Source organism: Streptosporangium sp. NBC_01810, from assembly GCF_035917355.1.
GTDB lineage: Bacteria > Actinomycetota > Actinomycetes > Streptosporangiales > Streptosporangiaceae > Streptosporangium.
The window spans coordinates 658,876-670,818 of the sequence record NZ_CP109070.1 but is presented as its reverse complement, the minus strand read 5'-3'; the positions used below and the strand labels follow the sequence as shown (position 1 = coordinate 670,818).

Annotated in this window: 10 protein-coding genes; 7 read left to right on the top strand and 3 right to left on the bottom strand. The window is 71.6% G+C overall.

Annotated features, from left to right (window positions below; translation table 11 throughout):
* The first annotated feature begins 53 nt into the window (after window positions 1-53).
* Both OIE13_RS03065 and OIE13_RS03060 read left to right on the top strand, forming a co-directional pair.
* The gene (locus OIE13_RS03065) at window positions 54-209 is read left to right on the top strand and encodes a hypothetical protein (RefSeq protein WP_326643351.1); all 156 of its coding nucleotides are present in this window, start codon (window positions 54-56) and stop codon (window positions 207-209) included.
* A 187-nt stretch (window positions 210-396) separates the two neighbouring features.
* Window positions 397-1,689: a hypothetical protein gene (locus OIE13_RS03060; protein ID WP_326643353.1), complete on the top strand. Its 1,293-nt coding sequence runs from the start codon at window positions 397-399 to the stop codon at window positions 1,687-1,689.
* A 178-nt stretch (window positions 1,690-1,867) separates the two neighbouring features.
* On the opposite strand, the gene OIE13_RS03055 is transcribed toward OIE13_RS03060, so the two are convergent.
* Window positions 1,868-3,208 carry an APC family permease gene (locus OIE13_RS03055; protein WP_326829490.1) on the bottom strand — a complete coding sequence of 447 codons (1,341 nt, stop codon included), beginning with the start codon at window positions 3,206-3,208 and terminating at the stop codon, window positions 1,868-1,870.
* A 133-nt stretch (window positions 3,209-3,341) separates the two neighbouring features.
* Here OIE13_RS03055 and OIE13_RS03050 point away from each other — a divergent pair, with 133 nt between their 5' ends.
* Window positions 3,342-3,737, top strand: coding sequence for a hypothetical protein (locus OIE13_RS03050; protein ID WP_326643357.1), 396 nt, complete (start codon window positions 3,342-3,344; stop codon window positions 3,735-3,737).
* Window positions 3,738-3,903: 166 nt separating this feature from the next.
* Here OIE13_RS03050 and OIE13_RS03045 read toward each other — a convergent pair whose 3' ends face one another.
* Window positions 3,904-5,043, bottom strand: a complete 1,140-nt coding sequence (locus tag OIE13_RS03045) for a glycosyltransferase family 4 protein (protein ID WP_326643359.1) — start codon at window positions 5,041-5,043, stop codon at window positions 3,904-3,906.
* On the opposite strand from OIE13_RS03045, the gene OIE13_RS03040 reads away from it, so the two are divergent.
* The 3 genes from OIE13_RS03040 to OIE13_RS03030 are packed head-to-tail and all read left to right on the top strand — an operon-like array spanning window position 5,029 to window position 10,458.
* On the top strand, window positions 5,029-5,937 hold the full coding sequence (locus OIE13_RS03040; protein ID WP_326829489.1) for a PIG-L deacetylase family protein: 909 nt from the start codon (window positions 5,029-5,031) through the stop codon (window positions 5,935-5,937). The genes OIE13_RS03045 and OIE13_RS03040 overlap by 15 nt on opposite strands.
* Before the next feature lie 34 nt (window positions 5,938-5,971).
* Window positions 5,972-7,033: a lysylphosphatidylglycerol synthase transmembrane domain-containing protein gene (locus OIE13_RS03035; protein ID WP_326643363.1), complete on the top strand. Its 1,062-nt coding sequence runs from the start codon at window positions 5,972-5,974 to the stop codon at window positions 7,031-7,033.
* Window positions 7,034-7,074: 41 nt separating this feature from the next.
* Window positions 7,075-10,458, top strand: coding sequence for a BTAD domain-containing putative transcriptional regulator (locus tag OIE13_RS03030; RefSeq protein ID WP_326829488.1), 3,384 nt, complete (start codon window positions 7,075-7,077; stop codon window positions 10,456-10,458).
* A gap of 6 nt (window positions 10,459-10,464) precedes the next feature.
* Here the strand turns inward: OIE13_RS03030 and OIE13_RS03025 are convergent, their stop codons facing one another.
* Entirely contained in the window at window positions 10,465-11,043 is a 579-nt protein-coding gene (locus OIE13_RS03025; protein WP_326643367.1) for a hypothetical protein, read from the bottom strand.
* A gap of 160 nt (window positions 11,044-11,203) precedes the next feature.
* Here OIE13_RS03025 and OIE13_RS03020 point away from each other — a divergent pair, with 160 nt between their 5' ends.
* Window positions 11,204-11,758 (top strand): DedA family protein, encoded by a 555-nt coding sequence (locus OIE13_RS03020; protein WP_326829487.1) that lies wholly within the window; start codon window positions 11,204-11,206, stop codon window positions 11,756-11,758.
* Window positions 11,759-11,943 lie beyond the last annotated feature (185 nt).

Below are 11,943 nucleotides of genomic sequence, written 5' to 3'. Positions count from 1 at the left end.
AGCTCCCGCCGAAACCGCGGCGACACGGTGGCCTTTGCTGGGCGGAGGTCGGGATGATCCGGGAGGAGGGCGGCGCGTGGGGCGCGCTGCCCGCCGTCGGCAGCCGGACGTTCATCACGACCGCGATCGACCGCGAACGGCTCTTCGACGCCTTTGTCGGCGAGAGCACCGGTCCTCAGGCGTGCCGGACCGCCGCCGGTTCCCGTTGATCTCGCGCTGGTCGCACGTCGCGCGAACCCCCGCCTCAGGCCGCCTCCAGCGCCTCGGCCACGGTGGGGAACATCTCGAACACCGAGGTCGGGCCGGCGAGGTTGAGCCGGCGAGGTCAGGCCGAACAAGCGGTTCCCATCCCGGCGGATACCGCCCATCGATGGTGATATAAGGAACAATGACGGCATGTTGCAGCTGCGCCCGGTGGCGGTCATGGTCGTCGGAACGCTCCTGATCGCCGCGTGCGGCGCGGGCCGGACGGCGCCCGAACCCACCGCGACCCCGGCGCCGAACCGTACGGTCTCCCAGAGCCCCGCGTCCCAGAGCCAGGCTCCGCCGGTCACCGGCTCTCCCGGCCCGGCCGGCCAGGCTCCGCCGGCCATCGGCTCTCCCGGCCCGGCCGCCCAGGACCCCGCGGCGAGCCCCTCGGCGAACGCGGTGGTCCCCGCGTCCACCGAGTGGGCGGCGGAGGCGGGGAGTTCGAAGCTGTCGGGCGGCACGGCGCTGCTCGACGTGGCGGCGACCGGGCCCCGTGACGCATGGGCCGTGGGCTACCAGGACAGCGCGGAGGATCGGGAGGGCACGCCCGCGATCCTCCGCTGGGACGGGAGCCACTGGCGGCAGGTGCCCTTGGGAGAGGCCGACGCCTATCACCTGGAGGGGGTCAGCGCGGGCGGTCCCGACGACGTGTGGGTGGTGGGCAACGGCTCAAGCCCGTTCGCCGCGCACTGGAACGGGCGGGCGTGGACCACGCACCGGCCCTTCGGGGTGGCCGAGGACTACCGGCTGGCGGATGTCGCGACGAGCGGCGGCACCGCCTGGTTCGCCGCCAACGGCCCCGCCGGGGCGGTCGTCGTGGAGTGGAGGGACGGCGCGTTCCACAACGCGCTGAGCATCGAGAAGGGCACCCTTGAGGCGATCACCTTCAGGAAGGGGCATGTCTGGGTGGTGGGGACGGACGAGGCCAGGACTCCGCTGGTCTGGCACGGTGCGGGGGAATCGTGGGAGGAGACGGAGACGCCCCGGATCCCCGGCGGCAGGCTCAACCGGGTCTGGCAGGTCTCTCCGACAGAGGTGTGGGCGGTCGGAGAGATCTCCACCGCCCCGGGCCCGCGGCCGGAGGTGAACAAGGCGCAGCCGCTGGTCATGCGCTGGGACGGAAGCCGCTGGACCCGGGTCGAGGTGCCGGTCTCGCGCGGCGTCCTGCAGGGCGTCACCGCCTCCGGCCCCGGCGACCTGTGGATCAGCGGCATCGACGCCGATCATGCGGGGCAGGTGCTCATCCTTCACTTCGACGGCACCACCTGGTCACGTGAGTACGGTCCGCTGTTCCGCGCCTACACCGCCACCCAGCAGTACGACGGGACCGACGACATCGGCGGCACCGGTCTCACCCGGGTGCCGGGCACCGACGCGCTGTGGGCGGTGGGCTCGGTCGGCACCGGCGACGACGAGAGAGCCTTCGTGCTCCGCCGCTGAGTCTCCCTGAGTCCCCCGCGGAGTCCCCCTGAGTCCCCCCGCGGAGTCTCCCTGAGTCCCCCCGCGGAGTCTCCCTGAGTCCCCCCGCGCCACCACAAGGTCGCCGGCTTGGAACAGACGGTGTCCCTGCCGGGAACCCGCCCCTCCTCGACCTCCGCACCTCGACCTCCGCACCCCCTCAGGGCGAGCGCTGCCCTTCTGACAGGAAGAGCCGGTTGACGAACCAGAGGATCATCCCGATCGCGAGCAGTGTCCCCGCGCGAAGGTAGACGTCCCCTCCCCTGCCGGTGACCGGCAGCGCCAGGACGAGACAGACCACCGCCCCCAGGGCGGGCATCCAGCTCGGCGCCCGGAAGTGCTCGTGCTCCACGCGGTCCCCGCGCAGAACCAGCACGGCCACATTGACGATCGTGAAGACGCAGAGCAGCAGGAGCACCGTGGTGTCGGCCAGGTCGCTCACGTCTCCGGTGGCGACCAGCACCGCCGCGACCCCCACGGTGAAGACGATGGCCACCCACGGGGTGGACCTCGTCGAATGGACCGACGCGAAGATCCGCGGCACGATCCCCGCACGCGCCATGCCGTAGACCAGGCGCGAGGCCATGAGCATGTTGATCAGTGCGGTGTTGCCCACCGCGAGCAACGCGATCAGAGCGAACAGCTTGGGCGGGAACGCCAGCCCCGCGACCTTGACCACTTCGAGCAGCGGGCCGGACGAGGTGGTCAGCGTCCTGGTGTCGACCAGCATGGTCGCCGTGAACGCGACCCCCAGGTAGACGATCGCCGCGACGGCCAGGCCGCCGAAGAGCGCCCGGGGAAAGTCACGCTGCGGATTCCTGGCCTCCTCGGCGAGGTTGACCGAGTCCTCGAAACCGAGCAGTGCGTAGAAGGCGAGGGCCGTGCCTCCCAGCACGCCGAGGAAGGCGCCGTTGGCCGGATGGAACTCCAGTGCCCGTGACGGCTCGCCGTCCCCGGACAGCAGGGCGTAGATCCCGATCGCGATGATGACCAGCAGGCCGAACGCCTCGATGATCGTCAGCACCACGTTGACCTTGATGGACTCGGAGATGCCGGCGAAGTTCACCAGGGTGACCAGGCCGAGGAAGATGAACGCGCCGACGACGACCGGCAGCGTGACGAACTCCGCGAGGTAGTTGCCGCCAAAGGCCCGCGCGGCGGCACTCGCCGAGGTGATCCCGCTCATCATCACCGCGAACGCCACAATGAAGGTGACGAAGGGGATATTAAACGCTTTATTCACATAAAGCGCAGCGCCCGCGGCCTGCGGATATTTGCCGACGAGCTCGGCATAGGCGGTCGCCGTCAGCGCCGACAGCAGGAAGGCGACGAGGAAGGGCACCCACAGTGCTCCGCCGACATGGCCCGCGACCTTCCCGACCAGCGCGTAGATCCCCGCGCCGAGGATGTCACCCACCACGAACAGGAGCAGAACCCTGCGCCCGATGACCCGCTTGAGCGAGTGCTGACCGGAACCGGATTCGACGATCACCTCAGCCATACCCCGCTCTTACCCACCGCGAGGACGGAATCACATCAAGTCACTTGAGTCACTTCTGTAAGTGCCGTGAAAGTGGCGCGCAAGTCCCTATGCTTACCGTGCTACCTGTCACGAAATGCAATGAAAGGCAGAAATGTTCCGCGCCCTTTCCCCCCGCCGTATCGCCGTCGCCGCTGCGGGAGCCGCTCTCATATCGATGACCGCCGCCTGCGGCGGGTCGTCCACCAACGCCACGATCTGCACCGAGGCCACGTGGTCGAAGATCTTCACGGACTACAGCACCGCCGCCACGGCGGGCGCCGGTGACCTCGGCAAGTTCAACGACGCCACCGCCAAGCTCGCCGCCGACCTCAAGGCTCTGGCGGACACCGCGGACGGCGATCTGGCCAGCGCGCTCACCGACCTCTCCACCTCGTTCGGGGCGATCAAGATCGACCCGAACGACCCGGCCGCCTCGGCCTCGACCCTCGGGACGCTCGGGACGAAGATCCAGGAGGCGACCACCAAGCTCGCCGCCGCCTGTTCGTAACCGGAACCGTGCCTCCTTTCCGACAGGAGGCACTCCCGGTACGGCCGCCGCTCCGCCTGCGGGGGGCAGTGCGGCGCGGCGGCCGTACCGAACACCTCCCGGGCCCCGCCACCGCACAGCAGGGATCTTGCACGTTTCCCCCCGCCCCGGGCCTGACGCACCCCCGTCAGCCCCCGCGAGCGCGGGCCTGCTCGTAGCAGCGTTCGAAGCCTTCGAGCACCGCGGGCCAGGAGCTGCGGACGGGCTCGGTCTCCCGGTTGTTCGCCGCGATCGACTCGCGCAGCTCGCGGTCGCGGACCAGCCTGGCCACCGACGTGACCAGGTCGTCGAAGCTCCGCCCGAGCAACCCCTCCTTGCCCTGCCGGACGAAGTCGGCCACCCCGCTCTGCGCGCGTGCCACCACCGGCACCCCCGCCGACCTGGCCTCCAGCGCCGCCAGTCCAAAGGACTCGCGGGGCGCGGGGGCGACGAACACGTCCGTCGCGGCGAGCAGCTCGCGGATCTGGTCGCGGCTGTAGCGGCCGGGAAGCGAGACCCAGCCGGTCATGCCGTTGGCCCTCAGATAGCGCTCCATCCGTGATCGGGCCGGACCGTCCCCGACGACCGTGGCCCGCATCGGCGTTTCCCGAGGCACCAGGGCACGGGCCTCCCGCAGGAGCCGCAGCAGGCGGATCGGCTGCTTGCGGGGCGCCAGCCGCCCCACCGCGACGACATGCACCGGGTCGGACCGTACCGAACCCGTACCGGCGGAATCCGCACCGGCGGAATCGGCGGCAGGGGACGCGGCGCGCCAGCCGGAGACGTCCAGGCCGTTGGAGACCACGTACACCGGTACGCCGGGCCCGGCCACCGCGCGGATCGGCAGGGCGGCCGCCTCGCTCACCGCGGTGCCCACCAGCCCCCAGCGGTGCCATCCGAACAGCAGCCGCAGCCCCCGGTAGATCGCCCTGGTGACCGGGTCCCACATGCTGTGCACGGTGACGACCAGGGGCAGCCCCGCCCGCGTCGCCGCCCGCACCCCCATCCAGGCGAACGGCGAGACCGCGCCGGTGTGCACGTGCACCACCTCGGGGCGCCGTGCCCTCATCAGGCGGAGCAGATGGCCCACCCCGAACGGGTGGACCGGCAGGTCGAAGGGGAGTCCCGCGACGATCCTGTGCACTCCGGGGAGAGGCTCCCCCGGGGTGGCGGTCGCCACCTCGACATGGTGACCGGCCTCCCGCTGCATCCGGATCAGATCGGCGACCTGCACCTCGATCCCTCCGAGGCGCGGCAGGTAACAGTCACTGACATGGAGGATCCTCACGATGCCAGCGTAGACCCGCGTGAGATCATGCCGGTGTGCCCCCGAGGGCGCGCTCAACCCCCGCGAACGGAGTCCAGCCTGATCGGCAACGTCAAGACAGCGGTGTTCTTTCACGCCCATCCCGACGACGAGGCCCTGCTGACCGCGGGCACCATGGCGATGCTCGCCGCCGAGGGGCACCGGGTGGTGCTCGTCGTGGCGACCTCGGGTGAACGAGGCCAGGCCGACCTCGAACCCGGTGAGGCGCTGGGCGCCGCCCGGATGGCCGAGCTGTACGAATCGGCGGCCGCGCTCGGCTGCGCCCGGGTGGTGAACCTCGGCTACGGAGATTCCGGGCTGGCTCCCGACGGTGGGATCGCCGACGACAGGCCGGACAACGCCTTCATCGACGCCGACACGGAGGAGGCCGCCCGGCGGCTGGCCGCCATCCTCACCGAGGAGAGGGCCGACCTGCTGACGACCTACGATCCGGCGGGGGGCTACGGGCACCCCGACCACGTCCAGGTGCACCGGGTCGGCGGCCGGGCCGCCGAGATCGCGAAGACCCCGATCGTGCTGGAGGCCACGGTCAACCGCGACCCCCTGCTGCGAGGGCTGCGGCTCGTCCAGAGGTTCTACCCGCAACTCGACATCCGTGCCTTCGAACGGGCCTACTCCCCCGGCGAGGTGATCACTCACCGGGTAGGCGTGCGGCGCTTCGCCCGCCAGAAGCGGGCGAGCATGGCCGCCCACGCCTCCCAGGCCACCGGCGCCGACACCCGCACGCTCGGAGTCATGCTCAAGATCCCCCAGCCCCTCTACCGTCTCGTCTTCGGCACCGAGTGGTACGTCAGGCGGGACGCCCCCCTGGGCTCCCGCCTGAGGCACCCGTTCGAAATTCCTCCCCGAGGATGAGTCCGGGAGCGGCACACTGGATCGGGGGTGTTACGTGAAGAGCAGATTGCTCCAGATCGGGTTGTCGGTCGCGTCGCTGGCGCTGGCCGCCACACTCGTGATCTTCATGCCCCAGGTCGTGGCGACCCTGACGGGCAAGCACGTCTCCTGGTCGCAGATCGGTGCCCAGTTCGCCGCGCTGAGCCCCGGAGGGATCGCGCTGATGGCCGGCGTCTGGCTGCTCAGCCTGCTGGCCTACACGTTCGTGCTGACCGCCTCCCTGCCCGGCCTGACCCACCTGCAGGCCCTGACGCTGAACGCGAGCGGCAGCGCGGTGAGCAACCTGCTCCCCTTCGGCGGCGCGGCCGGGGTGGCGATGACGTTCGCGATGACCAGGGGCTGGGGTTTCCCCATCCGGGCCGTCGTGGTCTCCACCCTGACCAGCGGCATCTGGAACACCCTGTTCCGATTCCTGCTGCCCGCGGTGGGCATCATGGCCCTGCTGATCAGCGGGCAGCCGCTCAGCCCCTCGGTGACCGGGGCCGGCTGGGCGGGCGCGGTGTCCATCCTGGTGCTGGTCGCCGTGGTGATCACCGCGCTCTACTGGGACCGCGCCGCGGACGTCCTGGGCCGGGGCCTCGACGCCCTCGTCCGCCTGTTCCCGGGCCGGATCCGCCCCGGCGAGCATGCCGTCTCCGAGGCGCTGGCCAAGCTGCGGGCCGACACCTCCGAGATCGTGCGGAGCCGCTGGGCCGGGCTGACGCTGGGCATGGTCTTCTTCCTGGGTTTTCAGTGGCTGATCCTGGTCGTCTGCCTGCACGCGACCGGCGCCTACCCGGGTCTGGCCCAGTCGATCGCCGCCTTCGCCCTGTCCCGCATTCTGACCACGGCCTTGGTGACTCCCAGCGGGGCGGGAATAATGGAGGCGGGAACCGTCGGCGCGCTGGTCTTCTTCGGTGCTCCGCTGGACTCCGCCACCGCCGCCGCGCTGCTTTTCGGGTTCTGGACCTACACTGTCGAAATCCCCTTCGGTGGACTGGCGCTCGGCGCGTGGTCGTTCCTGCGCCGGCGTGAGAACGCCGCACCGGCCCCTGAAAAGGAGCCGATCAGCCGCTAGATTGGGAAATACCTTGTGTGCGATTGGAAGGCCCACATAGCGTGGCGGCTGACATGGTGGCGTTCCGAGTTCTCGGCCCGGTCGAGGCGCATTCCAGTGAGGACCAGCTCGACTTGGGCGGGCTCCGTCAACGTGCGGTCCTGGCGCGCCTGCTCGTCGCGCGTGGGCAGGTCGTTCCCGTCGACTCCCTGCTGTACGACCTGTGGGACGACGACGCCGCCAAGGGCGCGCAGTCGGGCCTTCAGGTCTACATCTCCCGGCTGCGCAGGGTGCTGGAGCCCGGCCGTCCACGCGGAGGCCCCAACCGGCTGCTGGTGACCGTGGCCTCGGGCTACGCGCTGCGCGCCGCCCCCGAGCAGGTCGACGCGCTCCGCTTCGAGACGCTGGTCCGCACCGCCGGAGAGCAGCTGGAGGGTGACGACCCCACCTCCGCGCGGCCCCGCCTGGAGAAGGCCCTGGGCCTGTGGCGCGGCACCCCGTACTCCGACTTCGCCGACCAGCCGTGGGCCGAGGCCGAGGTCAACCGGCTCGCCGAGCTGCGCCTGGTGGCCCGTGAGCGGCACGCCGACAGCGGCCTGCGGATGGGCATGCCCGCGGAGGCGGTGCCCGACCTGGAGGCGCTGACCACCGAGCATCCGCTCCGCGAGGAGGGCTGGCGGCTGCTGGCCCTGGGCCTGTACCGCTGCGGGCGGCAGGGCGAGGCGCTGGCCGCGCTGCGCAGGGCGCGCACGATCCTCTCCGAGGAACTGGGCATCGACCCCGGCCCCGCGCTGCGCAAGCTGGAGTCCGACATCCTGTCCCAGGATCCGGGTCTGCAGCTCACCGCCCCGCCACCGGCCAGGCAGCGCCAGCAGGTGACCGCCGACACCTGGCCGCCCAGGCCCGCGGTGGCCCAGGTGAAGCTCCCCCCGCTGGAGCCCGAGCCGTTCGTCGGCCGCGACGCGGAGCTGAGCAGGTTGACCACCGCCGCGGCCAGGACCGGCCGCTTCACGGTCGCGATCATCAGCGGTGACGCGGGCGCCGGCAAGACCACGCTGGTCCGCCAGCTCAACATGCGGCTGTCCGACGACGGGTGGGGCATCTCCTCCGGGGCCTGCCCCGACAGCAGTGCCACTCCCCCCGGATGGGCCTGGGTGGAGATCCTGCGCACCCTGGTGAGCGCGGCCGGCCCGGGCGAGTACGCCGCACTGCTGGCCCCGCTCCTGGACGACGCGGCCCCCGAGCCCGACGACGACCAGGCCTCCGGCGGATTCCGGCTGCACCGGGCGGTGGGCGGCTACCTCGCCGCCGTCGCCAAGGAGACGCCGATCCTGCTGACCCTGGAGGACCTGCACTGGGCCGACGACCAGACGCTGGCGCTGCTTCGCGCGCTGCCGAGCCTGCTGGCCACCAGCCGGGTGCTGCTGGTGGTGACCTGCCGCGACAGCGAGCTGAGTGACCAGCAGGCCGACGTGCTGGCCGCGCTGGCCAGGCTCGGTCCCGTCCGGGTCGGTCTCACCGGGCTCGACACCAAGGCGGTGGCCGAGCTGGTCCGGGCGACCTGCGTGCGCGAGGTCGACGAGGACGCGGTCAACAGCATCGTCGAGCGCACCGGCGGCAACCCCTTCTTCGTCCGCGAGACGGTGCGCCTGCTCGACGCCGAAGCGGTGAGCGACCGCGCGACGGCCGCCGAGGTGATCTCCGGCGTGCCGTCGGGCGTCCGTGACGTGCTGCGGAGGCGGATCTCCCGGCTGCCCGTGACCGCCCAGCAGATCCTGCTGCAGGCCGCGGTGATCGGCCGCGACGTCGACGTGGACGTGCTGGTCGACGTCTCCGGCGACGAGGACGCCGTGGTCGACGCGGTGGAGGCGGCGCTGCTCGCCGGGCTGGTCACCGAACCGGGCCCCGGCATGCTCCGATTCGACCACGACCTGGTCCGCGACACGCTTTACTCCGACGCCTCCCGCCTGCGCCGCTCCCGGATGCACGCCGCGGTGGCCGCGGTGATCGAGCGCAGGAATCCCGGTGACGTGGCCGCGCTGGCCCACCACTACGACTCGGCGGGCACCAGCGAGACCGCCATCAAGGCGGTGCACTACGCCGGGCTCGCCGCCGAGCAGGCCGAGCGCCGCTTCGCCCACCGCGAGGCCGCCACCCTGTGGGAGCAGGCCATCGCCGCCTTCGACAGGTCGGGCATCACCCACACTCCCGACAGCACCAGGGAGCGGCTGCTGCTGACCCTGCGGCTGATCAAGGCACTGGCGCTCTGCGGCGACATGGCCGCGGCCCGCAGGCGGCGGCGTGAGGCGATGGACGCCGCACTGCCGCTGGGCAACCTGGAGCTCACCGCCCGGGTGGCCGCCTCGCTGGCGGTGCCGCACAAGGGCATGGCCCGCGACTTCACCCGTACTGCCTGGGAGATCGTCGACGTCGCCGAGCAGGCGCTGGTCGAGTTGCCCGCCGGTGAGCAGTCGCTGCGGGCGAGCCTGCTGGCCACGCTCGCCCTGGAGCTGGAGGGGTCGGCCACTCCCCGGGGCGAGCAGGCCTCGCTGGAGGCCGAGGAACTGGCCAGGCGGTCCGGCGACCCCGCCCTGCTGGCGACCGCGCTGAGCGGGCGGCTGCGCCAGTCGTACGGCATCACGCCGGTGGGCGAGCGCGAGGTCATCGGCAGGGAGCTGCTGGAGGTCGGCAGGGCGACCGGGCAGATCTCGGTGCAGGCACTGGCCCACCTCGTGCTGATGGAGTGCGCTGCCGCCTCGGGCGCGTTCGCCGAAGCCGACGCACACGTGGCCGCCACCGAGAAGCTGGCCAGGCAGTACGGCCTGCCCGCGCCGGCCGCCGTGGTCGCCTGGTACGCCGGGCAGCGCCTGATGATCGCCGGTGACTTCGCCGGGGCGGAGCGCGCCTACCGCGACGCGGCGAGGCTGACCGCCAGGGCCGGCATGCTGGAGGGCCGCCAGGACCTGCCGCTGATCACCACGTTCTGCCTGAACCTGGTCAACGGGCAGGCCGCCAAGATGGTCGAGCCACTGGCCGAGGCGCACCAGCGCGGGGCCAAATGGACACTCGACGCCTACGCGGTGGCCCTCGCCTCGGCGGGCCACCATCGCGACGCGAGGGCCGTCATCGCGGTGAAGACGCCGGTGCGCCCCGACTTCCTCTACGAGCTGGCGATGATCTGGCGGGCGCTGGCGGGCATGCTGCTGGACGACCGGGAGCGGATGATCGAGGCGTACGACACGCTGAAGCCGTTCGCCGACCGGATCGCGGGCGCCGGAACCGGCGTGGTGGCACTCTGGCCGGTCGCCCTGACCTTGGGCGACCTGGCGCTGCGGCTGGGCTTCACCGACGCGGTGCGGCCGCACTACGAGAACGCCCTCGCGGTGGCCGAGCGGGTCGGCGTGAGCCGGTGGGTGGAGGCGGCACGGCGCTCCCTCGGCGGCTGACCCGCCTCAGCAGCCGACCAGGAACCTCTCGCTGCGCAGCGGGGCGTCACCGGAGACGACGAGCACGACGCGATACCAGCCGGGGTTGTTGATGATCCGGGGCTGCCACTCGACGGTCTGGCTCTCTCCGGTGAAGCCGGAGCTCGCGCTCAGGTAGGCGTACCAGCGGTGGGTCTTCGAGCTCCAGCGCTCCAGGCGCCAGCCGTAGGAGACGGCGGCCCGGGGGTCGTCGTTGTCGACCACGCCCTGGGCCAGGTAGGGCCTGTCGCAGGGACCGAACGCGTCGATCGCGCCAACGGTGACCGTACCCGCCACCGGGGCCTGCTCCGTGGTGACCGTACCCGCCACCGGGGCCTGCTCCGTGGTGGTCGGCATCGACCTCGCGGAGAGCACCACGGTCCGCACCGGTGCCCGCGTCGCCGTGCCGGCCGTGACTTCCTGCCCGACCGGCATCCTGGCGGGGGTGCCGTACGCGGTCTCCACTCCCAGATAGGCTCCGGCGAAGGCAAGGGTGGCGATGAGCAGCTTGACGACGCTCGCGGTCCCACTCGCCACCACCGGCGCCATACTGCTACGCGAACCCATGACAGACACCTTTCTCCGTTACCCCCAGGTGTATGCCACGGTGGTTGCTCTGGAGTTGACGTCCGCTTGCAGTTCGCGTGCCTAAGGGGACTCCCGCCGCAACGGATGAGGTAAGCCTGCCCTAATATCAAGTCAAGCAGGCGGAGCGACCTTGGCGGTGATGTTCAGAGTGCGACCTGTTGTGGTGGGTATCCCCGACCCCGCTTCCGCGTCCTTCCTGGGCATGCCCCTGTGGCTCTGGGTGATCATCGGTGGCGTGGCCCTGTTCGGCGCGTTCCAGGCCTACTACTGGATCGGCCACGTCCTGGGCTCCAGGCTCTACACCTCCCGCCTGGGCACCAAGATCGGCCAGGAGAACATCCTGCGGGTCGAGAACGTCGTCAGGAAGTGGGGCGCGCTCGCCGTCTACGCCTGTTTCTGGGTGCCCGGGCTGCGCCACACGCTGCCCTGGGTGGCCGGGGTGCTGCGGATCTCCTATCCCTGGTACGTCGTGGCCAGCGCGCTCGGCTGCCTGACCTGGGTGCCGGTGACGTCCTTCGGCCTGTACTCGGTGATCTGGGGCTGGCTGGAGCTGGCCATGCGGTCGCCGCTCCTGGCGGCCCTGGCGGGCCTGGCGGCGGTCGCGCTGGTCGCCGGGCTCGTCCGCCGTCGCCGGCGCCGTCGCCGGACCGCCCGCGACGAGGCGGACAGGCCGACCGCCGCCACCACCACCTGACTCCCGTGGGTCGCCCCGGGCGTGGTCGCCGGCACGTTCACGGCGAGGCCGACAGGCCGACCGCCACCACCTGACACGCACCGATCCCGACCCTTCTGACACGCGCCGATCCCGCCGCCGTGCGGGATCCTCCTTTCCCGCCGCCGATGTCAACTTTCCATCGCCAAACCGCCAACTTCCGCATA

Excerpts from the sequence above, each read along its gene's own strand:
- OIE13_RS03020 (WP_326829487.1), top strand. The coding sequence starts at position 11,204 with ATGTTCAGAGTGCGACCTGTTGTGGTGGGTATCCCCGACCCCGCTTCC.
- OIE13_RS03055 (WP_326829490.1), bottom strand. The coding sequence starts at position 3,208 with ATGGCTGAGGTGATCGTCGAATCCGGTTCCGGTCAGCACTCGCTCAAG.
- OIE13_RS03050 (WP_326643357.1), top strand. The coding sequence starts at position 3,342 with ATGTTCCGCGCCCTTTCCCCCCGCCGTATCGCCGTCGCCGCTGCGGGA.
- OIE13_RS03065 (WP_326643351.1), top strand. The coding sequence starts at position 54 with ATGATCCGGGAGGAGGGCGGCGCGTGGGGCGCGCTGCCCGCCGTCGGC.
- OIE13_RS03060 (WP_326643353.1), top strand. The coding sequence starts at position 397 with ATGTTGCAGCTGCGCCCGGTGGCGGTCATGGTCGTCGGAACGCTCCTG.
- OIE13_RS03025 (WP_326643367.1), bottom strand. The coding sequence starts at position 11,043 with ATGGGTTCGCGTAGCAGTATGGCGCCGGTGGTGGCGAGTGGGACCGCG.
- OIE13_RS03040 (WP_326829489.1), top strand. The coding sequence starts at position 5,029 with ATGGAGGATCCTCACGATGCCAGCGTAGACCCGCGTGAGATCATGCCG.